At 67.8% G+C, this 24,675-nt stretch carries 20 protein-coding genes and 1 riboswitch; of the genes, 14 read left to right on the top strand and 6 right to left on the bottom strand.

Annotation, left to right across the window (positions count from 1 at the left end):
- Window positions 1–53 precede the first annotated feature (53 nt).
- From M2352_RS02620 to M2352_RS02650, 7 genes are all read left to right on the top strand, one after another.
- Window positions 54–1,358: an RsmB/NOP family class I SAM-dependent RNA methyltransferase gene (locus M2352_RS02620; RefSeq protein WP_264662952.1), complete on the top strand. Its 1,305-nt coding sequence runs from the start codon at window positions 54–56 to the stop codon at window positions 1,356–1,358.
- A 470-nt stretch (window positions 1,359–1,828) separates the two neighbouring features.
- Window positions 1,829–2,560 carry a hypothetical protein gene (locus tag M2352_RS02625; protein WP_264662953.1) on the top strand — a complete coding sequence of 244 codons (732 nt, stop codon included), beginning with the start codon at window positions 1,829–1,831 and terminating at the stop codon, window positions 2,558–2,560.
- A 177-nt stretch (window positions 2,561–2,737) separates the two neighbouring features.
- On the top strand, window positions 2,738–4,399 hold the full coding sequence (locus tag M2352_RS02630) for a heparinase II/III family protein (protein WP_264662954.1): 1,662 nt from the start codon (window positions 2,738–2,740) through the stop codon (window positions 4,397–4,399).
- A gap of 93 nt (window positions 4,400–4,492) precedes the next feature.
- Window positions 4,493–6,076, top strand: a complete 1,584-nt coding sequence (gene purH, locus M2352_RS02635) for a bifunctional phosphoribosylaminoimidazolecarboxamide formyltransferase/IMP cyclohydrolase (RefSeq protein ID WP_264662955.1) — start codon at window positions 4,493–4,495, stop codon at window positions 6,074–6,076.
- An 11-nt stretch (window positions 6,077–6,087) separates the two neighbouring features.
- Window positions 6,088–6,801 carry a helix-turn-helix transcriptional regulator gene (locus M2352_RS02640; RefSeq protein ID WP_264662956.1) on the top strand — a complete coding sequence of 238 codons (714 nt, stop codon included), beginning with the start codon at window positions 6,088–6,090 and terminating at the stop codon, window positions 6,799–6,801.
- Between the two features lie 81 nt (window positions 6,802–6,882).
- Window positions 6,883–7,257 carry a VOC family protein gene (locus M2352_RS02645; RefSeq protein WP_264662957.1) on the top strand — a complete coding sequence of 125 codons (375 nt, stop codon included), beginning with the start codon at window positions 6,883–6,885 and terminating at the stop codon, window positions 7,255–7,257.
- A 127-nt stretch (window positions 7,258–7,384) separates the two neighbouring features.
- A complete protein-coding gene (locus M2352_RS02650) occupies window positions 7,385–8,926 on the top strand; it encodes a S10 family peptidase (RefSeq protein WP_264662958.1) in 1,542 nt (513 codons plus the stop codon).
- Window positions 8,927–9,071: 145 nt separating this feature from the next.
- Here M2352_RS02650 and M2352_RS02655 read toward each other — a convergent pair whose 3' ends face one another.
- On the bottom strand, window positions 9,072–10,943 hold the full coding sequence (locus M2352_RS02655; protein ID WP_264662959.1) for a flagellin N-terminal helical domain-containing protein: 1,872 nt from the start codon (window positions 10,941–10,943) through the stop codon (window positions 9,072–9,074).
- Window positions 10,944–11,311: 368 nt separating this feature from the next.
- Here M2352_RS02655 and M2352_RS02660 point away from each other — a divergent pair, with 368 nt between their 5' ends.
- From M2352_RS02660 to M2352_RS02670, 3 genes are all read left to right on the top strand, one after another.
- Window positions 11,312–11,782, top strand: a complete 471-nt coding sequence (locus M2352_RS02660) for a RidA family protein (RefSeq protein WP_264662960.1) — start codon at window positions 11,312–11,314, stop codon at window positions 11,780–11,782.
- A gap of 76 nt (window positions 11,783–11,858) precedes the next feature.
- Complete coding sequence (locus M2352_RS02665; protein ID WP_264662961.1) at window positions 11,859–13,034, top strand: GNAT family N-acetyltransferase; 1,176 nt, start codon at window positions 11,859–11,861, stop codon at window positions 13,032–13,034.
- A 188-nt stretch (window positions 13,035–13,222) separates the two neighbouring features.
- Window positions 13,223–15,253 carry a methyl-accepting chemotaxis protein gene (locus M2352_RS02670; protein ID WP_264662962.1) on the top strand — a complete coding sequence of 677 codons (2,031 nt, stop codon included), beginning with the start codon at window positions 13,223–13,225 and terminating at the stop codon, window positions 15,251–15,253.
- A 67-nt stretch (window positions 15,254–15,320) separates the two neighbouring features.
- Here M2352_RS02670 and M2352_RS02675 read toward each other — a convergent pair whose 3' ends face one another.
- The 3 genes from M2352_RS02675 to M2352_RS02685 all read right to left on the bottom strand — a co-directional run bounded on the left by M2352_RS02675 (window position 15,321) and on the right by M2352_RS02685 (window position 18,227).
- Complete coding sequence (locus tag M2352_RS02675) at window positions 15,321–16,277, bottom strand: acetyl-CoA carboxylase carboxyltransferase subunit alpha (RefSeq protein WP_264662963.1); 957 nt, start codon at window positions 16,275–16,277, stop codon at window positions 15,321–15,323.
- Window positions 16,278–16,459: 182 nt separating this feature from the next.
- The gene (locus M2352_RS02680) at window positions 16,460–17,776 is read right to left on the bottom strand and encodes a class I SAM-dependent RNA methyltransferase (RefSeq protein ID WP_264662964.1); all 1,317 of its coding nucleotides are present in this window, start codon (window positions 17,774–17,776) and stop codon (window positions 16,460–16,462) included.
- 16 nt (window positions 17,777–17,792) lie between these two features.
- A complete protein-coding gene (locus tag M2352_RS02685; protein ID WP_264662965.1) occupies window positions 17,793–18,227 on the bottom strand; it encodes an acyl-CoA thioesterase in 435 nt (144 codons plus the stop codon).
- Between the two features lie 161 nt (window positions 18,228–18,388).
- On the opposite strand from M2352_RS02685, the gene M2352_RS02690 reads away from it, so the two are divergent.
- The 3 genes from M2352_RS02690 (at window position 18,389) to M2352_RS02700 (ending at window position 20,812) form a co-directional block, all read left to right on the top strand.
- Complete coding sequence (locus tag M2352_RS02690) at window positions 18,389–18,634, top strand: hypothetical protein (protein WP_264662966.1); 246 nt, start codon at window positions 18,389–18,391, stop codon at window positions 18,632–18,634.
- 183 nt (window positions 18,635–18,817) lie between these two features.
- Window positions 18,818–18,897: riboswitch (SAM riboswitch) on the top strand.
- Window positions 18,898–18,971: 74 nt separating this feature from the next.
- Window positions 18,972–20,177, top strand: a complete 1,206-nt coding sequence (gene metZ / locus M2352_RS02695; protein ID WP_264662967.1) for an O-succinylhomoserine sulfhydrylase — start codon at window positions 18,972–18,974, stop codon at window positions 20,175–20,177.
- A gap of 101 nt (window positions 20,178–20,278) precedes the next feature.
- Entirely contained in the window at window positions 20,279–20,812 is a 534-nt protein-coding gene (locus tag M2352_RS02700; RefSeq protein ID WP_264662968.1) for a phasin family protein, read from the top strand.
- A gap of 134 nt (window positions 20,813–20,946) precedes the next feature.
- Here M2352_RS02700 and M2352_RS02705 read toward each other — a convergent pair whose 3' ends face one another.
- Together M2352_RS02705 and M2352_RS02710 are read right to left on the bottom strand one after the other, a co-directional pair.
- Window positions 20,947–22,644 (bottom strand): DHA2 family efflux MFS transporter permease subunit, encoded by a 1,698-nt coding sequence (locus M2352_RS02705; protein ID WP_264662969.1) that lies wholly within the window; start codon window positions 22,642–22,644, stop codon window positions 20,947–20,949.
- Between the two features lie 67 nt (window positions 22,645–22,711).
- Entirely contained in the window at window positions 22,712–23,818 is a 1,107-nt protein-coding gene (locus tag M2352_RS02710; RefSeq protein WP_264662970.1) for an HlyD family secretion protein, read from the bottom strand.
- A gap of 142 nt (window positions 23,819–23,960) precedes the next feature.
- Here M2352_RS02710 and M2352_RS02715 point away from each other — a divergent pair, with 142 nt between their 5' ends.
- Window positions 23,961–24,629 carry a TetR/AcrR family transcriptional regulator gene (locus M2352_RS02715; protein ID WP_264662971.1) on the top strand — a complete coding sequence of 223 codons (669 nt, stop codon included), beginning with the start codon at window positions 23,961–23,963 and terminating at the stop codon, window positions 24,627–24,629.
- The last annotated feature ends 46 nt before the right edge of the window (window positions 24,630–24,675 follow it).

Below are 24,675 nucleotides of genomic sequence, written 5' to 3' on the forward strand. Positions count from 1 at the left end.
AAATCATCGACTCCCCCGCCCGTCCGCGCTACATCCCATCCATGACCCCATCCATGATCCCCTCCGCCGCCGACGCCACGCTCCAGGCCCGCGCCGCCGCCTTCGACATCGTGCGCGACGTGCTGCGGAAGTCCCTGCCCTTCGACGATTCCTTCGATGCCCATCCGGGCCTCGCCGGGCTGGAGCCGCGCGACCGCGGCTTCACCCGCATGCTGTGCGCCACCGTGCTGCGCCGGCTGGGGCAGATGGACGCCGTGATCCTGGCCGCCCTCGACAACCCCGGCCAGCCCAAGGCGCTGGTCCACGACCTGCTGCGGCTGGGGGCCGCCCAGCTTCTGTTCCTCGGCACGCCGGCCCATGCGGCGGTGGACACCACCGTGGCCCTGGCCGACCGGGTGGGCGCCGGCCCGTACAAGGGCCTCATCAACGCCGTGCTGCGCCGTCTGGCCCGCGAAGGGGCGGCCCAGGTGGAGCGGCAGGACGCCGGGCGGCTCAACACCCCCGACTGGCTGTGGCTGTCGTGGCGGCAGGCGTACGGCACCGCCCGCACCCGCGCCATCGTCAACGCCCATCTGGGCGAAGCGCCGCTGGACATCACCGTCAAGGGCGACCCCGCCCCCTGGGCCGAGCCGCTGGACGCCCGGCTGCTGCCCACCGGCACGCTGCGCCGCTGGACCGGCGGTGCGGTGACCGAGCTTCCCGGCTTCGCCGAGGGGGAATGGTGGGTGCAGGATCTGGCCGCGTCCCTGCCGGTCAAGGTGATGGGGGATCTGGCGGGCAGGCGGGTGTTCGACCTGTGCGCCGCGCCGGGCGGCAAGACCGCCCAACTGACCGCCCGCGGGGCGCAGGTGACGGCGCTGGACCGTTCGGCCAAGCGGCTGGAGCGGGTGACCGCCAACCTTACCCGCCTGTCCCTGACGGCGGAGGTGGTCACCGCCGACGCGGCATTGTGGACCCCGGACGCACCCGCCGACGCGGTGCTGCTGGACGCACCCTGCACCGCCACCGGCGCCATCCGCCGCCACCCCGACGTGGCCCGGCTGAAATCGCCCGAGGACGTGGCCAAGCTGTCCAAGGCCCAGGCCCGGCTGCTGGCCCACGCGGTGGATCTGGTGCGCCCCGGCGGGCTGCTGGTCTATTGCACCTGCTCCATCCAGCCGGAAGAGGGCGAGCAGCGCATCGACCATCTGCTGTCCCAGGACAGCCGGGTGGAACGGGCGCCCATCACCGCGGATGAGCTGGGCGGTCTGGCCGAGGTGGTCAACGAGCGCGGCGAGATCCGGGCGCTGCCCGGCATGCTGGCCGATCTGGGGGGAATCGACGGGTTCTTCGTGGCACGGCTGCGACGGGTGGGGTAATCCCTCTTAACCATCGCCGTGCTTTGTCCATTATAATGGTCAGCAAGACATTCCTATCGTAGGCTTACACTTTGGAATGTATTGCTGATCCTTCTTCTTTGGTATTTTCTTGACAAAAAGAAAATGAAATAGTAGAAAAAGCTTTCTCATTGATAGCAGCGGAGAGTGCCATGGCTGGAAAGCGCAAATTTCGCAGCCGCAAATTCGGTACCGATTCAAGACACCCTGAGGAAGCGCACGTAGCGCGAGTTGCCTCAGTGTTCCAACGCATAGGCCTAACAGGAACAGAACCCCCCAACCGCGGCGAAACCCCCGAACAAGCCTTTGAGCGCATATCTCGTTTAAGTGAAAGCAGAGTAAATTTAGTCGGTGTTTTTGACAACCGTTCGATTTACACAAGCAACGACAGTAAATAAAAAATATTTTTATTTATTAAAAATTTATTTTTAAATCGCCGACACCGAATTAAAATGAATGACGATCATTTAAAAGTTTATATCGCCCGTTGCGCCATTGATCTGCACAAACTCCTCAAAGATTTAACGAGGCAGCATTTCGAGACCCCCACCTATCGCATCATCTGTTTTCCGTCGATGCGTATTCTAGGGGACGTGGTTCAACAGTGGGATCTTGAACTCCGGCAGCTTGCCGTTTGGCAGAAGAATGGTATTCGCCCGACGAAATCCATGGCGAGTCTTTCGTTCTGGATCAAAAAGCTGAAGCCGGTTCGTGCTTTTACCGTTCTTCGGACCCAAGGGGGAAGCTCCCTGGGGGCATCCCATTGCCCCATTTGCGGAAATACCGCAGATAATGTCAGTTTGTCAAGTGAGGTGAGGGAAGAGCGAGAACGCATCGCTCGTGAGCACTTCGAAAATGAAATTGCCGATATCAACGAACGCCTCGCTCTTATATTGGCCATTCAACAACTTGTTGATTATTTGACCGGCAATGAATACTTGAGGCACCGCATTATTATAAATGAAGACACAAACCATTTCAACAAAGGTGATATTAGCAATTTTCTCGAAAGATATTTCAAGCAAAAACTCGGTAACGGCGAAAGCACAATTTACGATAATTTGCTATTCAATATGCGCTATCGCTCTTTTTCCACGCATCATCTTGTCCATATCTTGGACCAGTTGCTGTTTGCACTGACACATACCAACGGCGAAAAGAAGCAGGCCAGCCGAAAACGCTGACTCGGATTCCCCGGCCACTTCGCCTGCATCGCTCACAATCACCCGCCCGCTCCGGTGTCTCTCTTGCGGTGCGCCGTGGGAGTTGATACGAACCATTCATGCCGTTGTCTTCCGCCCCTGTGCCCATAGCGACCGTGTGCCATGGCGGCTCCCACCCCGACCGGCGGAGGAGTTGCCATGTCTGGATCGCGTGACAAACCCGGACGTTTCCGTCAGGGCATGGCGCAGCTCGCCTACGGCAATCCGCTCTATTCCATGATGCTGGGGGGCAAGGCGCCCACCACGCTGGCGGTCATCCCCTCCGACCCCTGGGCCGGCGATGCCGACGCGGGTCAGGCGATCCTGGCCGGCAGCTTCCGCTTCGGCGGCCAGACCGTCACCCTCGGCCCGTCGGGCGAGGTGGCGTGGAAGGCGCCGGGGGGCAACCCGGCCTGGGTTGCCGGCATGCACGGCTTCGACTGGCTGCGCGACCTGCGCGCCGTGGGGGGCGATGCCGCCCGGCGGCAGGCCCGCCGGCTGGTGATGGCGTGGATGCATGAGCATGCCGCCTGGAGCGCGCAGGCATGGAACCCGGCCATTCTGGGCACACGGGTGTCCAACTGGCTGGCGCTGCACGATTTCTTCTGCGCGTCCGCCGACGACGAGTTCCGCGCCCGCATCTTCGACAGCCTGGCCCGCCAGACCCGCCATCTGGCCCGGGTGCTGCCGGGCAAGCTGGACGGGGCCGCCCTGCTGTCGGCGCTGAAGGGGATGATCTACGGCGGCCTGTGCCTGCCCGGCGCAGAAAAGCTGGGGGCGGAGGGGCTGCGCCAGCTCGACCGCGAACTGGCCCGCCAGATCCTGCCCGACGGCGGCCATCTGGAACGCAACCCGTCGGTCCACCTGCGCATCCTGCGCGACCTGATCGACATCCGCACCCTGCTGCGCACCGCCCGGCTCGACCCGCCCGAAGGGCTGCAGCCGGCCATCGACCGCATGACGCCGGCGCTCCGCTTCTTCCGCCACGGCGACGGCGGGCTGGCGCTGTTCAACGGCAGCCACGAGGAAGACCCCGCCCTCATCGACTCCGTGCTGGCCCAGGCCGAGGCCCGCGGGCGCCCGCTGAAAAGCGCGCCCCATGTGGGGTACGAACGGCTGATGGCCGGGCGCACGCTGGTGCTGATGGACACCGGCACCCCGCCCGCCCCCGGCCTGGACACCGCCTCCCACGCCGGCACGCTGGCGCTGGAGGTGTCGGTGGGCAAGGAGCGGCTGATCGTCAATTGCGGCAGCCACGTGTCGGGCAGCGGGCCGTGGCGTTCGGCGCTGGCCGCCACCGCCGCCCATTCCACCGTCACGCTGGCCGAGACCAATTCCGCCGAGGTGCAGCCCGAGGGCGGCCTTGGCCGCCGTCCCAGCCACGTCAGTTGTGAACGCCAGGAGGCGGAAGGGGCGGTGCTGGTGGTCGCCAACCACAACGGCTATGCCCGCGCCTTCGGCTACCTCCACCGCCGCCGGGTCTATCTGGCGGAGAACGGGGAGGACGTGCGCGGCGAGGACACGCTGGAACCCGTGCTGGGCGCCACGCCCGAACCGCAGAACTTCCTGTGCCGCTTCCACCTGCACCCCAAGGTCCAGGCCGCCGTCGCCCAGAACGGCCTGTCGGCGCTGCTGACCCTGCCCAGCGGGGCGGTGTGGCGGCTGCAGGCGTCGGGCGGCGTGCTGGAGGCGACGGAGAGCGTCTATCTCGGCGGCGGCGACGAGCCGCAGCGCACATGGCAGATCGCCATCACCGGGCACACCGATTCCAAGGGTGCCACCGTCAAATGGGCCTTGCGCCGCGAACACAAGGGGGGGTAAACCCCCGCGCAAGAACTCCATTCCCGTTTTGCGCCCGGCCGGGCCACCCGGCGGGCGCCGCTCTTGCTGCAGCCTTGCCAGGGACAAAGCCCCATGACCGCCGATACCGTCCGCATCACCCGCGCGCTGATTTCCGTTTCCGATAAGACCGGCCTCGTGGCCCTGGGTCAGGCGCTGGCCGCCCGCGGGGTGGAGATCCTGTCCACCGGCGGCTCCGCCCAGCGGCTGGCCGAAGCCGGCGTGCCGGTGAAAGAGGTCTCGGACCACACCGGCTTCCCCGAGATCATGGACGGGCGGGTCAAGACCCTGCACCCGCGCATCCACGGCGGCATCCTGGCCCGCCGCGACGCCGCCAATCACGTGGAGGCCATGGCCACCCACGACATCCCGCCCATCGATCTGGTGGTGGTGAACCTCTACCCGTTCGAAGCGACGGTGGCCAAGGGTGCCGATTTCGACGACTGCATCGAGAACATCGACATCGGCGGCCCCGGCATGATCCGCGCCGCCGCCAAGAACCACGATTTCGTGGCCGTGGTCACCGACCCGTCCGATTACGAGGAACTGCTGGGTGAGCTGGACCGCCACGAGGGCGCCACCACCCTGACCCTGCGGCGGAAGCTGGCCCAGCGCGCCTATGCCCGCACCGCGGCCTATGACGCCGCCATCTCCACGTGGTTCGCCGGGCAGCTGGGCGAGACCTTCCCGCCGCGGGTGGCCTTCGCCGGCACGCTGGCCCAGACCCTGCGCTACGGCGAGAACCCGCACCAGCAGGCGGCGTTCTACACCACCGGCGACAACCGCCCGGGCGTTGCGACCGCCATCCAGCTTCAGGGCAAGGAGCTGTCGTACAACAACCTGAACGACACCGACGCCGCCTATGAGCTGGTCGCCGAGTTCGAGGAACCCGCCGTCGCCATCATCAAGCACGCCAACCCCTGCGGCGTGGCCCAGGGCGCCAGCATCCTCGACGCCTACAATCTGGCCCTGCGCTGCGACCCCGTGAGCGCCTTCGGCGGCATCATCGCCCTGAACCGTCCGCTGGACGGCGCCACCGCGGAAGAGATCGCCAAGCTGTTCGCCGAGGTCATCATCGCGCCGGACGCCGACGAACAGGCCCGCGCGGTGCTGGCGTCGAAGAAGAACCTGCGCGTGCTGCTGACCCGCGAGATGCCGGACCCGGCGGCGCCGGGCATGATGGTCAAGATGCTGTCGGGCGGCTTCCTGCTGCAGAACCGCGATTCGGGCCGGGTGTCGGCGGCGGACCTGAAGGTGGTCACCAAGCGCGCCCCCACCGAGCAGGAGCTGAAGGATCTGCTGTTCGCCTTCCGCATCGCCAAGCACGTGAAGTCGAACGCCATCGTCTATGCCAAGGACGGGGCCACCGCCGGCATCGGTGCGGGGCAGATGAGCCGCGTGGACAGCGCCCGCATCGCCGCCATCAAGGCCGCGGAAGCGTCGAAGGCCGCCGGCATCGCCCTGCCGCTGACCCAAGGCTCGGTGGTGGCGTCGGACGCCTTCTTCCCCTTCGCCGACGGCCTGCTGGCGGCGGCGGAAGCGGGAGTGACCGCGGTGATCCAGCCCGGCGGCTCGATCCGTGACAACGAGGTGATCGCCGCGGCGGACGAAAAGGGTCTGGCCATGGTGTTCACCGGCATGCGCCACTTCCGCCACTAAGCACGCCTCCCGTGTCGCGGGCCGAACGTCTGCTCGATCTGTTGCAGGTGCTGCGCCGCCACCGCCGTCCGGTGCGTGGTGCAGCATTGGCCGACGAGCTTGGCGTCAGCCTGCGCACGCTCTACCGCGACATCGCCACGCTCCAGGCGCAAGGGGCGCGGATCGAGGGGGAAGCCGGGGTGGGCTATGTCCTGCGCCCCGGCTTCCTGCTGCCGCCGCTGATGTTCACGGTGGAAGAGATCGAGGCGCTGGTGCTGGGGTCGCGCTGGGTGGCCGACCGCGCCGACGGGCCGCTGGGCGATGCCGCGCGGGCAGCACTGACCAAGATCGCCGCCGTTTTGCCCGACGAGGTGCGGGCCAGCCTGGACAGCGCCGGGCTGTTCGTGCCGCCCAGGACGGCGGAGGTGATCGACCGCATCGACGTGTCGGCCATCCGCCGCGCCATCCGCCAGGAACACGCGCTGACCATCGCCTACAGCGACAAGGGCGGGGCGGCGACCGAGCGGACCATCTGGCCCATGGGGCTGGCGTTTTTCGACAATGTGCGGGTGGTGATCGCGTGGTGCGTTCTGCGCCAGGGCTTCCGCCATTTCCGCACCGACCGCATCGCGCACCTGACCGACACCGGCACCCGCTATCCCCGCCGCCGCGCCACCTTGCTGAAGGAATGGAAGGCGGCGGAGGGGGCGGCCCTGCCGGCGCTCGATGGGCTGGAACGCTGCTGACGGAAACTGTCACCGGGGGCGGGTACAAAAGGGTCACCGAACGACGGCGACCCGCCGCAACACCCCACCGGAGACAGACCGATGACCACCCCCGCCAACGTTTTCCTGTACGTCAAAGACCCGCTGGCCAGCGCCGACTTCTATGCCAAGATCCTGGGCCGCGGCCCGCTGGAAGCCTCCCCCGGTTTCGCCCTGTTCGAGCTGGTACCGGGCATGATGCTGGGCCTGTGGGCGCGCGACGGGGTGGAACCGGCGCCCGAAGCCGCCCCCGGCGCCGCCGAACTGGGCTTCCCCGTCGCGGCCCGCGCCGCGGTGGATGATCTCCACGCCGAATGGACGGCCAAGGGGCTGACCATCCTGCAGGCCCCGGTGAAGATGGATTTCGGCTACACCTTCGCCGCCGCCGACCCCGACGGCCACCGGCTGCGCGTGTACGTGCTGGAAGACATGGGCTGAGAGAGACGGGCTGAGAGAGATGGGCTGACCCGGTGACGGCAGGGGCCTGGAACCCCATCTGGGGGACGGGGCGGGCAGGTTCTGCTACGCTCGCCCGCCGTTCCGCAAGCCAGGAGCCGACCAGCCCATGCCCCTCCCCCGCTTTTCCCGCGCCGCCGCCCTGACGGCGCTCGCCCTGGTTCTGTCCGCCCCCGCCGTGGCGCAGGAGGCGGACAAGGGAGCCGCGAAGCCCCCCGAAAAGACACAGGCGGAAAAGAAGCCGGTCTTCGACGCCCAGCGCGCCGTCACCCGCCACACCCTGCCGCTGGCCGCCGGGCCGTTGGCCTACACCGCCGTGGCCGAGTACCTGCCCCTGACCGAGGAGGGCAAGGACGAGCCGGCGGCGCGCGTCTTCACCGTCACCTACACCGCCGACGCACCCGCGGACAAAAACGCCCCGCCCCGCCCCGTGGCCTTCGTCTTCAACGGCGGCCCCGGTGCGGCGGCGGCGTATCTGCATCTGGGGGCGCTGGGGCCCAAGATCGTGCGCTTCGCCGACGACGGGGCGATCCTGCGCCCGCCGGCCCCGGTGACGGACAACCCCGATTCCTGGCTGGCCTTCACCGATCTGGTGTTCATCGACCCGGTGGGCACCGGCTATTCCCGCGGCCTGACCGGGGAGGAGGCGGAAAAGCGCACCTGGTCGCCCGACGGCGATGCCCGCGCCATGGCCGAGATCGTGCGCCTGTGGCTGGCGCGGAACGGGCGCTGGGATTCGCCCAAGCTGCTGGTGGGGGAAAGCTACGGCGGCTTCCGCATCGCCCGCATGGCCGCCGAACTGGCGGGCCAGCAGGGGGTGTTCCTCAACGGCCTGATCATGCTGTCGCCGGCGGTGGATTTCGCCACCATCAGCGAAGGGCCGTCGGGCCTGCTGGCCGCCGCCTTCAAGCTGCCGTCCTACGCCGCCAGCGCCGCCTTCCACCACAAGGCCGCCGGCACCCCGGAAGAGGCGGCCCGCAACGCCGAGCGCTTCGCCCTGACCGACTATGTGGCCGGTCTGGCGACCTTGGATCTGGGGCGCCTGGACGCGTCGTCTCCCCTGTTCACCGATCTGGCCCAGCGCATCGGCCTGCCGGTGGAGATGATCACCCGCCACCGGGGCCGGGTGCCGGCCCGCACCTTCATCCGCGAGATCGTGCGCGACAAGGGCCGGGTCGCCAGCCTCTACGACGGCACCTTCACCGGCCCCGACCCCGATCCGGCGTCGCCGCGGGTGGCCGACGATCCGTTCCTGGACGGAACCCTGCCGGTCTATGCCACCGCCTTCGCCGGTTATGTGCAGCGGGATCTGGAGTTCCGCACCGACACGCCCTTCACCCTGCTGAGCGGCCGGGTGAACCGCAATTGGGAATGGCCGCGCATGAGCGTGCCCAGCGCCACCGGCGAGCTGCAATCGGTGCTGTCGCTGACCCCCGGCCTGCGGGTGCTGATCGCCCATGGGCTGACCGACCTGATCACCCCCTACATGGCGTCGGCGTGGATCGCGCGGAATCTGGAACTGCCGGCGGGGGAGCGGGACCGGGTGTCGGTGCGCACATACCCCGGCGGGCACATGATGTACACCCTGGCGCCGTCGCGCGCCGCCCTGGCCCGTGATGCGCGGGCGCTGGTGGATGCGGCGGTCCGGTAAGAAACAGGCGCCCCGTCCCCGGAAACGAGAACCCCGGAAACGAGAAAGGGCACGCCCGCGTGTGGCGTGCCCGTTTCCCGACGCATCGCCGGTCGGCCACCGGGAGAGGCGGCTCCGGCCCTCCGTTGCCTTCTCAGGCGGAGGCTTAGAACAGACGCAGGATCGACTGCTGCGACTGGTTGGCGAGGCTGAGCGCGATGGTGCCGAGCTGCTGGCGGGTCTGCAACATCAGCAGGCTCGCACCTTCCTCGTTCTGGTCGGCCAGGGTCAGCTTGTTCGCACCCTCGACCAGCACGTCGCTGAACTCCTTGGTGAAGGTTTCGCGGGTGGTGATGATGCTGAGGTTGGTGGACAGGTTCTGCGACGCCGACCGCAGGTAATCCTTGGCGTAGTCCAGACCGGCCACCGCCTTGTCGATGTCCGAACGGTCCATCCAGTCGTTCTGGGCATAGTCGATGCGCAGGCCCTGGCCGCTGGACGACAGGTTCTGGCTGGTCACGGTGATCGAGTTGGTGTTGCGCTCGTTCAGCTGGACCGTCAGGTCGTTCTGGGTGTTGGCGTCGGTCACCTGCACCGTCACCAGGTTCGCGGCCTGGCTGGCGTTGGCGGCCTGCTGGATGGTCTTCTGATCGACGCCGAAACGCACGGTGCCGGTGTCGAAGGCGAAGGAGTTTTCACCGTCCTGGAGCTTGCCCTCACCGCGGGCGGCCATGCCGTCGCGGGTGATGACGTTGCCGTTCAGGTTGGTGGCGCTGATCTGCAGGTCCACCCGCTTTTCGATGGTGGAGGTGCCGTTACCGGAGTTGGACGCCTGTTCCAGCAGCTTGCGGTCAACGGTGAACGACACCACCGTGCCCGACGCGAAGCTTTCGGAGATCCGCTTGGTGGCCGCGTTCTCGGCCGATGCCGACACCGCCATGTCGCGGATGACCAGGGCGTCGGTCTTGCCGGTCAACTGGATGATGCCGTTGGCGTCCACCGACACGCTGGCGACGTCCATGCTGTTGGACACCAGACGGCCGTTGCCGGCCAGGGCCGCGCTGATCGACTGCATCAGCTTGGTGGCGACGTTCTTGCGGCCGTCCTGGCCCAGCGCCACGTCGTCGGCGGTGGCGGAATACTTGAAGGTCTGGCCTTCCAGCGTGATGGAGAAGGTGTCACCCTCTTCGATCGTGCCGCCGACGGCGACGTTGGTCACCTGGGCCACGCCGGTCTTGGCGGGGGTGACGGTGGTGGCCAACGCGGTCTGGCTGTTGTCGAAGTAGGAGATGGTGCGGGCTTCGGTCCCGTCCGACACGATGAAGGTGCGTTCCCGGCCCGTGGCGCCGCGCACTTCGATCGACACGTCGCTGAAGTTGCCCTTCTCCGTGTTCATCGTGCCGGTGACGTTCAGGTTCGTCAGGCCGTGGGCCAGTTCGGCGGAGTTGATGTCGCCCGACGCCCCCGTGATGGCACCGGTCCCCCGCACACGCACCGCATAGGTGTCGGTGGCGGTCACGTTGGTGACGCGCGAGTTGTCAACGCCGATGATCGAGTTGGTGGTGGACCGCGACGCGCTGGTGCTGTCCAGCCGCATGCCGTTGCCGGCCAGCAGGTTCTTGCCGGCGTAGCCGCTGTCGCCGGCCTGCTTGTCGATCTGTTCCTTCAGGGTGTTGAACTGCTTGGCCAGCGACTTGCGCGTGGCGATGGACGAGGCGTCGTTGCCCAGGGCGGCATAGGCGGCGGTCGTCAGACCGCGGGCCTGTTCCATGTAGCCCTCGATGGCGGTGATGCCCTTGTCCGCGGCCTTGATGGTGCTGATGCTCTGGCCCATCGCGTCCTTGAGCGATGACAGGTCACCGGCGCGCTGGTTCAGGTTCTTGGCGGCGAAGAACGCCGTCGGCCCGTCGAGCGCCGAATTGATCTTGTTGCCCGTGGACAGGATGTTCTGCTTCTCGCCGATCCTCTTCTCCGTGCTTTGCAGCTGGAGAAGGTTGGTGCGCATGGAAGCAGTGAGGGTCACGTCGTTGATGGCCATAGCTCCAGTCTCCTTCTGAGGCCGGCCTCGCGGCTGGCTTGGGCCGGGCGAGGCAACGTCGGTTGATGCGTCGCCCCCTTCCTTACAAAGACCGTGCCAACTGCTCGAATTCTTAAAAAATCATTCTGAATCATACGGTTATTTGATCAGCACTGCCAAATATCCGTTTTTGCCCCCTTTCTCTTCCAACCTGGTGTGGAAAACTTTGCCGGGGCGTGGGGGCAAGGGGATAAAATTTCCTACGTCCTGAAAAAATGATTCCTACCAGTGGCTTAGGAATCGCCGGCCCATTCCGCGCCCCCACTGGAGATGACGGGCCGCACCGGCTATCGTGGTTGCCGCCATAGCCAAGAAAGGGAGGGTCCGACATGGCAGGACGCATCGATGCCCGGCTGGCGGAACTGGGGCTGGAACTGCCCCAGGCCGCGGCCCCGGTTGCCGCCTATGTTCCGACGGTTCAGAGCGGGACCACGCTGTATGTCTCCGGCCAGTTGCCGGCATGGAACGGCGAGCGCCGTTTCGTCGGCAAGGTGGGGCAGGAGTTTTCCACCGCCGAGGGGAAGGAGGCCGCGAAGCTCTGCGCCCTCAACCTGTTGGCCCAGGCCAAGGCGGCGCTCGGGGGGGATCTGGACCGCATCACGCGGGTGGTGAAGCTGGGCGGCTTCGTCAACGCCGGCCCCGACTATCACGACCATCCGGCGGTCATCAACGGCGCGTCGGAGCTGATGCAGGCGGTGTTCGGCGCTGCCGGCACGCACGCCCGCTTCGCCGTCGGCGCCCCCTCCCTGCCGTTCAACGTGGCGGTGGAGGTGGATGCGGTGTTCGAGGTCGCCGGCTAAGGCAACCGCGTCTTGCCGCCGTCCGGGGTGCGGACTACCTCTGCTCATGCTGCACAGCAGGAACGGGGATGGAACCATGCCGGACGGTGGCGAGGCGATCACGCTCAGGATTCTCGACGGCATCGGCGCGGTGGCCGCCGCCGACTGGGACGCCTGCGCCGGGCCGGACAATCCCTTCGTCCGCCACGCCTTCCTGAAGGCGCTGGAGGACAGCGGGTCGGCGACGGCGGCCACGGGGTGGGAGCCGGTCCATCTGGGCGCCTTCGACGCCGGCGGACGGCTGGTGGGGGCGGTGCCCCTCTACGCCAAGAGCCATTCCTACGGCGAATACGTCTTCGACCATGCCTGGGCCAACGCCTATGAACGGGCGGGCGGGCGCTATTACCCCAAGCTTCAGGCCGCGGTGCCCTTCACCCCCGTCACCGGCCCGCGGCTGCTGTGCCGCCCCGATGCCGGGCCGGCGGTGGCCAAGACGCTGGTCGGCGGCATGGAAGAAGCCATGCGGGCCTATGGCCTGTCGTCGGCCCATGTCACCTTCCCCCACGAGCACGAGGCCGAACGGCTGGAACAGGCCGGGTGGCTGCGCCGCACCGGCGTGCAATACCACTGGGACAACCGCGGCTACGCCCGCTTCGACGATTTCCTGGACGCGCTGGCGTCGCGCAAGCGCAAGGCCATCCGCAAGGAGCGCAAGGAGGTGGCCGACAGCGGCGTCGAACTCCTCACCCTGACCGGAGACGATCTGAAGGCGGAGCACTGGGACGCCTTCCACCGCTTCTATATGGACACCACCGACCGCAAATGGGGCGGGGGGTATCTGAAACGGTCCTTCTTCCACCAGCTTGGCGACACCATGGCGGACGCGGTGGTGCTGGTCATGTGCCGCGACGGCGGCGAGTGGGTGGCGGGAGCGCTGAACCTGATGGGAGGCGGGGTTCTGTACGGCCGCAACTGGGGGTCCGACGGGCGTTACCGCATGCTGCATTTCGAGGCGTGTTACTACCGTGCCATCGACTTCGCCATCGAACGCGGGCTGGCGCGGGTGGAAGCGGGCGCCCAGGGCGAGCACAAGATCCAGCGCGGTTATCTGCCGGTGCGCACCCACAGCGCCCACCGGGTGCGCGACCCCGGCTTCGCCAAGGCGCTGGCCGCCCATCTGGACCAGGAACGCCGGATGATGGAGGAAGAAATCGCCGCCCTGGCCGCCGCGTCCCCCTATCGCCAGGAAAACGGCGGCGGCACGGAAAAATAGGCAGGACGGACCATCATTGTTACACACCCTTTCCTTTTGTTAATCTCTTGAAAGACAGTAAAGGTTGAAAAAAAATGAAATAACCTGAGAATACGGGCCTTCGTTTCCCCTACCTCCCCCTCTGACGAATGGCGGCCCCGATGCAGTTTTGGATGAAGGCCCGGTTGCGGACCAAAATCGTTATCGGAATGGTGGCCGTTCTGGCGGTGGGCGCCGCGGCCATCACCGGTTTGTCCCTGTGGCTTTCCCGTCAGGCAAGCCAGGCGGCGGCCATCGCGCTGACCGCCGAGCTGGCCGAACACCAGACCGCCCGCGTCTCCGCCGACATCGCCCAGGCGGTGGACAGCGCCCGCGCCATCGCCGACCTGATCGCCGCCGAGCGCAGCACCGGCGAGCCGCGCCGCACGGTGGTCAACCGCTTCCTCGCCCGTGTGGCCGGCGCCAACCCGTCCTATGCCGGGGTCTGGGTCGATATGGCCGACAACGGCTTCGACGGGCATGACGCCGCGTTCACCGCCCGCGACGGGGAAATCCTGGGTCTGCCCAACACCGGGCGCATGAGCCTGCTGTGGCTGCCCGGCGACAAGGAGCCCAAGGCCGACGACAGCGAGGGCGTGACCTATGAAGAGGTCCAGACCAAGACCTATTACCGCAGCGCCGCCACCGCCCGGAAGGAGGTGGTGACCGAACCCTATCTCGACGACCTGACCAAGGCGCTGATGACCAGTGCCGCCATGCCGGTGATGGACGGGGGCGCGGTGATCGGCGTGGCCGGCATCGACCTGTCGCTCGCCGGCCTGACCGAGGCGGTGGCGCAGGTGAAGCCCTATGGCGACGGCTTCGTCGCCGTGCTGTCGGCCTCGGGCCGCTATGTCGCCCATCCCACGGCGGGGCGCCTGTCGCAGACGGCGGACGACCTTCCCGCCGCGGCCCGCCAGGCCGTCGCCGAGGGCCGCGTGTTCGAAGGCGATGCGATGCTGAACGGCCGGGATTATTACCTGCGCGTCTCCCCCATCCGCTTCAGCCGCACCGACGGCGCCTGGGCCTTCATGGTGGCGGTGCCGCGGGCCAGCATCATGGCCGACGCCAACCGGCTGACGCTGCTGGTGGGGCTGGTCGGGCTGGGCTGCATCGCCGTGGGCACGCTGGTGGCCCTGGCGCTCGGCGGCGGGCTGGCCCGTCCGCTGGCGGCGATGACCGAGGCGATGAAGCGGCTGGCCGACGGCGACCTCACCACCTCCATCCCCGCACTCGACCGCGCCGACGAGGCCGGGACCATGGCCCGGGCGGTGGATGTGTTCAAGAACGGCCTGATCCGCGCCCACGAACTGGACCTTGCGCAAAAGGCCGAATGGCAGGCGCGCGAGGCGCGGGCCACCACGCTCGCCACGCTCCAGCGCGGGTTCGAGGGCAAGGCCGGCGGCCTGTCGGGCGAGTTGTCGGCGTCGGCCGTGCAGTTGAAGGCGACGGCGGAATCGCTGCTGGCCATCGCCGAGCGCACCAGCGGCCAGACCGCATCGGTCACCGTCGCCGCCCAGCAATCCTCGTCCAACGTCCAGACCGTCGCCGCCACCACCGAACAGCTTTCCGCCTCCATCCGCGGCATCGGGCGCCAGTTGGAGGAATCGGCCCGCATCACCGGCGAGGCGGTCAGCTCGGTGGAGCAGACCAACACCACCGTGGCGGCCCTGGCCCAGGGCGCCCAGCAGATCGGCGACGTGGTGACCCTGATCCAGTCCATCGCCGCGCAGACCAACCTGCTGGCGCTGAACGCCACCATCGAGGCGGCCCGCGCGGGCGAAGCCGGCAAGGGTTTCGCCGTCGTCGCGTCGGAGGTGAAGAACCTCGCTTCCCAGACCGCCAAGGCCACCGAGGACATCGTGGCCCAGGTGGACGAGATCCGCGCCGTCACCGGCCAGACCGTTCAGTCGATCCAGGGGATCGGCGACACCATCGCCCAGGTGAACCGCATCGCCGCCACCATCTCCGCCGCGGTGGAGGAACAGGGCGTTGCCACCGAAGAGATCGCCCGCAACATCCAGCAGGCGGCCCAGGGTGCGCGCGAGGTCAGCGACACCATGGACGACATCCGCCGCGCCGCCGCCCAGACCGGTGCGGCCGCATCGCAGGTGCTGGCCGCCGCCGGCACGGTGGCGGAGCGCTCAGGCTCCCTGACCGTCGAGGTGGACCACTTCTTTACCGCGGTTCATAAGGCGTAAGGTTTCAGCCAGGGGCTTTGCCCCTGGCGGGGAGCGCCGAGGGGAAGCCCCCCTCGGCAAACATGTTTCAGCTCAGACCCTTCTGGCCCATGGCCAGGAACTTGGCGCGGCGGGCGGCCTTCAGGGTGGCGGCGTCCAGGCCGTCCAGTTCGCTCAGAGCCTCTTCGATGGCATCGCCCAGCGCCTTGGCGATGTCGGCGGGGTCGCGGTGGGCGCCGCCGATGGGCTCCAGGATCACGCTGTCGATCACCCCCAGTTCCTTCAGATCCTGGCTGGTGACGCGCAGCGCGGTGGCGGCGTCGCTGGCGTTGTTGGGGTTGCGCCACAGGATGGAGGCACAGCCCTCGGGCGAGATCACCGAATAGATCGCGTGTTCCAGCATCAGCACCCGGTCGGCGGCGGCCAGCGCGATGGCGCCGCCCGAACCGCCTTCGCCGATCACGGCGGCAACCAGCGGAACGCCGATGCGCAGGCAGGTCTCGATGCTCTTGGCGATGGCTTCGGCCTGGCCGCGCTCCTCGGCATCGACGCCGGGGAAGGCCCCCGCCGTGTCCACCAGCGTCACCACCGGCAGGCGGAAGCGTTCGGCCAGAAACATCAGCCGCTGGGCCTTGCGGTAGCCCTCGGGCTTGGCCATGCCGAAGTTGTGGCGGACGCGGGTTTCGGTGTCGTGGCCCTTTTCCTGGGCGATCACCACCACCGAGCGGCCGCGGAAGCGGCCAAGGCCGCCGATGATGGCCTCATCCTCGGCGAAATGGCGGTCACCGGCCAGCGGCGTGAAATCCTCCACCAGCGCCTTGATGTAATCCAGGCCGTGGGGGCGGTTGGGGTGGCGGGCCACCTGCACCTTCTGCGCCGGGGTCAGCTTGGCGTAGGTCTGGCGCAGGAGCTTGTCCACCTTGGCCTGAAGCTTGCCCACCTCGTCGGCGATGTTGATGTCGCCGGCATTGGTCAGGTGCCGCAGCTCCTCGATCTTGCCTTCCAGCTCGGCGATGGGCTTTTCGAATTCCAGGAACGTGTGCATGGTGGGGCGTGTGCGTCAATGGGTCGGGGGATAAGCCGCCGGGCCGGCGAAGAACGGGTTTCGATAGCACGCTGCCGCAGCCCACGCCACCCCTAAACCCCGCACGGCGGCACCCGGCGCCTGTTGCCAAACCAGAAAATTCCCCCCTCTCCCGCCCGGGGAGAGGGCTTATGGGCCTGATTTCAGCGCACGAACACCCCGACCAGTTCCACATGGGCCGCCCACAGGAACTGATCCACCGGCACCACATGGGTCAGGCGGTAGCCGCCGTCGGTGAGCGTGCGGGCGTCGCGGGCAAAGGTCGCCGGGCTGCACGATACCCCCACCACCAGCGGCACCGCCGACGACGCCAGCGCGGACGCCTGGGCCGCGGCACCGGCCCGCGGCGGATCGAACACAACGGCTTCGAAACGATCCAGTTCCTTCACCGTCAGCGGGTCGGTGAACAGGTCGCGCCGCTCCCACGTGATGCGCCGGTTCGCCGCCCCGCGGGACAGGGATGCCAGGGCCGCCGCGTCCCCCTCCACCGCGTGGACGGTGCCGCGCTCGGCCAAGGGAAAGGTAAAGGTGCCCAGACCGGCGAAGAGATCCACGATCCGCTTCGGCCCCGGCCCCACCGCCTCCACCACCGCCGCGGTCAGGGCCGCCTGCCCCGCATCGCTGGCCTGCTGGAAGGCGCCCGGTGCCGGCTCGATGATTGCGGAACCGAAACGGATGGTGGCGCCGCCGCGGTGGGCCACCGGCTCCGAGTCTCCGCCGTCTTCGGCCTGCCATGCCACGCGGGCGAGTTTCTGGTCTTCGGCGAAGACGGCCAGCCGTTCCCGCGCCCGCCGGTCAAGCGCCGGCGGCCCCACCAGCAACAGGTCGAGTCCGCCGTCGGCCACGCTCACCATCAGGTCGCAGGCCCCGCCGTCGGGCAGGATCCCGGCCAGCAGCTCCCGCGCCGGGGCCAGCAGCCCCAGCAGGGCGGGGTGAATCACCGGACACTCGGCCAGATCGGCCACCCGATGGCTCTGCCGCCCGTTGAATCCCAGCCACACCCGCTTTCCCCGTTTCAAGGCGGCGAAGCGGGCACGGCGGCGGCCAAGGGGGGCCGTCCGCGCCAGCGGGTGCAGCGGCACGCCGGCCAGCCCCACCCGGTCCAGCACCGTGCGCACCTGCGCCACTTTCCAATCGGCGTAGGCGCCGTCGTCCATATGCTGGAGCGTACACCCGCCGCAGACACCGAAATGGCTGCAGGGCGGGGGAACGCGGTGGGGTGAAGGCTCAATAATTTCAAGGAGTTCGGCCCGTACGCCCTCCCCCTTTCCCTCCTTGGCGGCGCCGAGACCGGCGCGCACGCTCACCCGTTCCCCGGCGATGGTGAAGGGCACGTACAGGCGTACGCCCCCCTGTTGCGCCAGCCCATCGCCGCGGGCACCCACGGCGGTGATGGTGACGTCGATGGTCTGGGGGGCCGGGGCCGGGGCCGGGCGGCGGACGGGGCGGCGGGCGTTCACGGGATCGGGGCTTTCGTCAGACGAGCGAATGGGACGACAGGGCGGCGCGCAGGGAATCGGGGACCGGCGTGGGCCGGCGGGTGCCGGCGTCCAGCAGCACGCACACCGCTTCCTGGGTGCTGATGCAGGCATCGCCCTTGAACACCGCCCCGCCCAGCGTCAGGGAGGTGTTCCCCAGCCGCAGCACCCCCATGCCGATGCGGATGGACGCGGGGTAATGCAATTCGGCGCGGTAGTCGATGACGCTGCGGGCCAGCGCGATCAGCCACGGCTTGTCCGGCCCGAATCCATCCAGATGGCGCAGGAACTCCACCCGTCCATGCTCGAAGAACACGCCGAAGGCGTTGTTGTTGACGTGTCCCTGGACGTCGAGATCGGCGAACCGGACCTCTTCGGCCACCCAGAAACGGTAGCGGGCGGGATCGGTGGGGGCGGAGGGGACGGCGGACATGGCGTGCTTCACCTTTGGGGCAGAAGCGGCCACTCTGGCGCCTTGCGCGCGGCGGGGCAAGGGGGCCGCCCGCATGAGACGGGTGATGCGAATTCGCGGGCCAACCGCCCCCGCCCGGTGTTATAGGAATCAGCGTACCTTTCCACCGATCGGATCAACCGATGAGCAATGATACCCCCCAGACTGCCGAAGCCCTGTTCGACAAGGCTCTGGAGGTCGCTGAAAAGCACCTGGAAGCCGCGATCAAGGAAGGCGGGATGCTTGGCCCCTATGTGGCCGTGGCGATGATCGAAGCCGCGGTCAATGCCGCGGTGGACGAAACCAGCCACGAAGACGTCGCCGACATGCTGCGCGATCTGGCCGCCCAGATCGAAGCCGACGCCGACGGCGAAGACGAGGAAGACTGAGGCCGGCGGGGGGCGGCCCCACCGCCCCCGCCCGATCATCCCCGGCGCCTCCGTTTCGGCAGCGCAATAACACGCTGCCGCTGTGGATTTTTTGCGCGCCGGCAGGGGCCGCGGAAGCGCCAACATGGCAGCCATCCGCCCCCCCATCCACCCCTTGACGGCCCTGTGCCGCGGGGTCTAGAAATCCTTCCACGTGGTGATTTGGGCGACCGGCTTGCGGGCCACGGAAAACAATCCGCTAAAAAGGTCCGAGCCGCCTCGTCCGCGCCTCGACCCTCCCCGGTCGGGGCTTTTTTGTTTGGCCGGGTGGCCCCACCGGCCGACGAAGGAAGGCACCATGTCTCGGACCGACCACCGCAAACCCGATGTTTCCGCCCTGCGTCCCCGCTCGCAACTGATCCATGGCGGCACCAACCGTTCGGCCTTCGACGAAACGTCGGAAGCCATCTTCCAGACCTCCGGCTATGTCTATGCCGCGGCGGAAGAGGCGGAGGCTGCGTTCGCCAACGACGGGATGCGCCACGTCTATTCGCGCTTCCGCAACCCCACCTGCGCCATGTTCGAGGACCGGCTGGCCGCGTACGAGGGGGCGGAGTGGGCCTATGCCACCTCGTCGGGCATGGCGGCGGTGTTCGCGGCCCTGATGTGCCAGTTGAAGGCCGGCGACCGCATCGTCGCCCCCTACAACCTGTTCATTTCGTGTCTTGTGGTGATCCGCGATATCGCCACCCGTTTCGGTGTCGAAGCGGTCCTGGTGGACGGCACCGACCTGACGCAGTGGGAAGAGGCGCTGTCCAAGCCCACCACCGTGGTGTTCCTGGAAACCCCGTCGAATCCGACGCTGGACATCGTTGATCTGGGGGCCGTGTGCGAACTGGCGCACAAGGCCGGGGCCAAGGTGGTGGTGGACAACGCCTTCGCCACGCCCGTGCTGCAGCGCCCGTTCGAATTCGGCGCCGACGTGGTGATCTATTCCGCCACCAAGCACATCGACGGCCAGGGCCGTTGCCTGGGCGGAATCATCCTGTCCGACAAGGCGTTCGGCAACGACGTGATCCACCCGTTCCTGCGCCACACCGGCCCGACCATCAGCCCGTTCAACGCCTGGGTCCTGCTGAAAGGTCTGGAGACGCTGGATCTGCGGGTCAACGCCATGTGCGCGGGGGCCGATGCCGTCGCCCGGTTCCTGGAGGGTCACCCCAAGGTCGCCCGCGTCAACTATCCCGGTCTGGACAGCCATCCCCAGCGCGCGCTGATCCGCCGCCAGATGACGGCCGGCGGCACCATGATCACGTTCGAGGTCAAGGGCGGCAAGGACGCGGCCTTCGCCACGCTGAACGGGCTGGGGATGGTGATGATCTCCAACAACCTGGGCGATGCCAAGTGCCTGGCCACCCACCCGGCCACCACCACCCACTGCAAGCTGTCCGACGAGGACAAGGCCCGTGCCGGCATCACCCCCGGCCTGATCCGCCTGTCGATCGGACTGGAAGATCCGCAGGACATCATCGAGGATCTGGATCGCGCCCTGTCCAAGGCGTAACCTATCCGTCATAGTCCTTCGAGCGCGGCATGGGACGGAACGAAACCGCCCCATGCTGCGTTTGCGAAGGACAACCGGATTTCAGCCAAGGACACGACCGCATGGGCAAGCGCCGCCACACCGCATCGTTCGCTGACCTGATGAGCAGCGGGGCGCAGATCGCCAGCGTGTACAACCGATTGATGCGAACCGCGGTGCAGCAGAGTGATCTGGGCATCGTGTCGGCCCGCACCATCGGCTACCGCACCGCCATGATGGCGGGGGCTCTGACCGACCCCATCGAACTGACCAACCCCGAATTCGTCCGCATGGGCACGGAAAAGGTGGAAGCGGCGGCGGAATCCGCCGGCGCCCTGGCCCACGGGCTGGCCGACCTGCAAAAGGCGTGGATGGCGCTGTTCATCGCCCCGGCCCAGGCGGTCACCACGGCGCTGTGCGGCTTCGGCGCCTGCCGCTCCCCCACCGACGTGCTGACCGCCCAACGGCAACTGGTGGAGGGCAGCATCATGGCCGGCGTGAACGCCGGGCTGCATTTCGCCGAGTCGGCGGCGGTGCTGGCCGGTGCCGGCCTGCGCCCCATCCACCGCAAGGCCAGCGCCAACGCCCGCCGCCTGGCGCGGGTGAACGGCTGGTAACCGTGTGATTGGGCGGCCGCCCAAGCCCGTCTGGGACGATGCCCCACCCCCCTTTTCTTCTATGGATAAAAGGGGGGAGGTTTGGAGGCGTCAGCCTCCAAGCGGGGCCGGGGATGCTGCCCCGCTGATCGCCCTCAGTGGTCCGCCTTCACCGCGTGGGAGGGCTTGCGGACCCACGGCATGACCAGCAGGGCGCTGCCGAACACGCAGGCCATGACCAGGAAACAGTCGTTGAAGGTCATCACCAGCGCTTCCCGCTGCACCAGGGCGCCCATGATCTTGGCCGCGGCGGCGGTGGCGTCGGCCACGCTGCCGTCGAAGCCCGACGACAGGCTGTCCATCATGTCCTGCACCACCGGGCGGGCCGGGTTCAGGTAATCGCCGATGCGGTTCATGTGCAGCGCGTTGCGGTCGATCATCACCGTGTTGATGGCCGCCAGCCCGATGGCCCCGCCCAGATTGCGCATCAGGTTGTAGAGGCCCGACGCGTTCTTCAGCTTCTCCAGCGGCAGCGTGCCCAGCGCGATGGCGTTGATGGGGATGAAGCACATCATCAGCGACAGCCCGCGCACCATCTGCGGCAGGAACAGTTCCCAGAAATCCGACTGGGCGGTCAGGTGGCTGTTCAGCCACAGCCCCAGCCCGAACAGGCTGAGCCCCATGCCCAGCATGACGCGCAGGTCCAGCTTCTTGGACAAGGCCCCGGCGATGGGCGCCGACAGGAACTGGAACGCCCCCGTCACGATCATCACCATGCCGATCTGAAAGCTGTTCAAGCCCCGCACCCGCGCCAGGAACAGCGGCATCAGATAGACAGCGCCGTAGAGCCCGATGCCGATGATGAAGGAATAGAGCGACCCGATGGCGAAGTTGCGGTCGGCGAAGGCCCGCAGTTCCACGATGGGGTTGCGGTAATAGAGAACCCGCGCGAAGAACGCCACACCCGCCACCGCCGATACCACGGCAAAGATGGCGACCTCCTCGTCCTGCATCCAGTCGTTGCGGGGGCCTTCCTCCACCACGAATTCCAGGCTGCCGAGGAACAGGGCCATGAACAGCAGGCCCCAGACGTCGAAACCCTTCAGCAGCGAACGGTCGCCGCGGTCGATGTGGACGAAGTTCCACACCAGCGACGCCACCACGATGCCCGGCACCACGTTCATCAGGAACAGCCAGTGCCAGGAAAAGCTCTGGGTCAGCCACCCGCCCAGCGTCGGCCCCAGGGTGGGGGCCAGCGTGGCGACCAGACCGATCAGCACCGACACCCCCGCCTGTTTCGGGCCGGGGAACAGGGCGAAGCTGGTGGCGAACACGGTGGGGATCATCGCCCCGCCGATGAAGCCCTGCAGCGCCCGGTACAGGATCATCGTCTCGATGGACCCGGCAAAGGCGCACGCGATGCTCATCAGCGTGAACCCGATGGCCGAGGCGGTGAACAGCACCCGCGTGGACAGGATGCGCGACAGCATCCCCGACAGCGGGATCATCACCACCTCGGCGATCAGGTACGAGGTCTGGACCCACGAGATCTCGTCGGCGCTGGCCGACAGCCCGGCCTGAATCTCCGACAGCGACGAGGCGACGATCTGGATGTCCAGGATGGCCATGAACATGCCGACGATCATCGCCAGGAACCCGGCCCAGTCGCGGCCCGTCACCTGCCGTTCGCCGTGATGGACGGGTGCCGGCGCGGGGGAGGAAGAAGGGGAGCCGCCCGCCGCGTCGTCCCCGGCCAGGAGCGTCGGGGGGGCCGGGGGCAAAGCGGGGGCGGCGCCGTCCGACGGGGCCTGGGGGCGGGCACCGTCGGCGGTCGGGGAAAGCGAGGCGGCCATGGTCGAGCCTCAAGAAAAGCGAAGCAGGCGGGAAGAGAGGCCGCCGAAAGGGGCCGGTGCGGTGGGCTTAGCGCGCCGCCACCATCGACGGCGGCTCCACCGCGCCGAACACGGCGCCCGGCGGGTGCGGCGTATCCTCCGCCCCCTGGGTGTCCACCGCGGCCACCACCGACAGGCCGGGGCGCAGCAGCCCCGACAGCGGGTTGTCGCGCGGCACGGCGATGCGCACGGGCACCCGTTGCACGATCTTGGTGAAGTTGCCGGTGGCGTTTTCCGGGGGCAGCAGCGAGAACTGCGAGCCGGACGCGGGCGAGAAGCTTTCCACCCGCCCGGTCAGGGAATGGTGAGGAAAGGCGTCCACCTCCAGCGTCACCGTCTGGCCCGGCCGCATCCGCGACAGCTGGGTTTCCTTGAAATTGGCGACGATGTAGACGTCGGGCAGCGGCACCAGCGACAGCAGTTGCTGGCCGGTGCGGGCGAACTGCCCCACCTGGACGCCGCGGTTGCCGACCACCCCGTCCACGGCGGCGCGCAGGACCGTGTTGTCCAGGTCGTTGCGGGCGGCGGTCTGGGCGGCTTCGGCCTGCTGCAGACGGGCCATGATCTCGTTGCGGGATGCGTTGATGACGGCGGCCTGATCCTTGGTGGCGGCCAGGGCGGCGCGGGCCTTCAGCACCGCGGCGTCGGCCTTGTGCAGGGCGGCTTCCGCCTCCTCCAGCCGCTGGCGGGTGCCCCACTTGTCGGCGGCCAGGGAATGGGCGCGCTGGAATTCCAATGCTGCGCGCTGGCGTTCGGCATCGGCGCTGGTCAGTTCCGCGTCGGCCTGGGCGATCAGGGAGCGCTGAAGCTCGGCCGTGCGGCTGTTGCTTTCCAGCGCCGCCTTCTGCGCGGCGACGGCGGCGTCGGCCTGGGCCAACTGGGCGCGGTAGTCGCGGTCCTCCAGCACCACCAGGACGTCGCCGACGGCGATCTTCTGGTTGTCGGTGACCCGCACCTCGCGCACATAACCGGCGACCTTGGGCGCCACGATGGTGATGTCGCTGTGGACATAGGCGTTGTCGGTGCTTTCGATGAAGCGCCCATGAGTCCACCACGACCAGCCGAAAAAGGCTCCTCCCGTCAAGGCCGCCGCCGCAACACCCGACAAAATGACCTTACGCACCGCGAGTGCCATGGTAAGAACCCCTTCGGTAACCCTACGTGCCGCCGGCTGCATTCCGGCCCTGAAAACTGAACCGTCCAGTTCAGTGTTGCAGGGAAGGTGACCCATGCGCTAAGGTTTGTCAAGATTGAACTGAACGGTTTAGTCAGGTCCGATGGAAAAGCAGTCCTGCCCCCTCTCGTCCGGTGACGACACCGATCCGCTGGCCAAGCTGCCGTTCTGGCCGCCGGAGCCGGGGTCGAAGCCCGCGCTGATTCTGGAAGCGGCGGGCACGCTGTTTCTGGAAACCGGCTATGGTGCGGTCAGCATGGACGCGGTGGCGCGAACGGCCAACGTGTCCAAGGCCACGCTGTATGCGTATTTCCGCAGCAAGGAAGAGCTGTTCGCGGCGATGATCAACTGCGAATGCCGCCGGCATCTGGGTGATCTGGAGTGCGAGGGCTTCGCCCGCATGGACATCGCCGACGCGCTGCGCCATCTGGGGCGGCTGTTCATCCGCCTGCTGTTCTCGCCGCGGGCGCTGGCCGTCTACCGCGTGGCGGTGGGCGAGTCGCACCGGTTCCCCGAATTGGCCAAGGCGTTCTACAACGCCGGCCCCAGCCGCTGGGTGGACGGCATGACCGCCCTGATGGCCGAGGCGGACCGCAGCGGCAAGCTGCGCCTGGGCGATCCCAAGCTGGCGGCGGAACAGTTCCTGGGCATGGTGCGGTCCCACCGCCACATGCGCATCGTCACCGGGCTGGAGCCGGTCCCCACCGAGGAACAGATGGACGCCATCGTCGATTCGGCGGTGACGGTGTTCTGCCGGGGGTATGCCCCCTGAAAACGGGAGAAGCCCCGGCGTGACGGGGCTTCAGGGGTGCAGCCCC

Source organism: Azospirillum fermentarium (assembly GCF_025961205.1).
Lineage (GTDB): Bacteria > Pseudomonadota > Alphaproteobacteria > Azospirillales > Azospirillaceae > Azospirillum > Azospirillum fermentarium.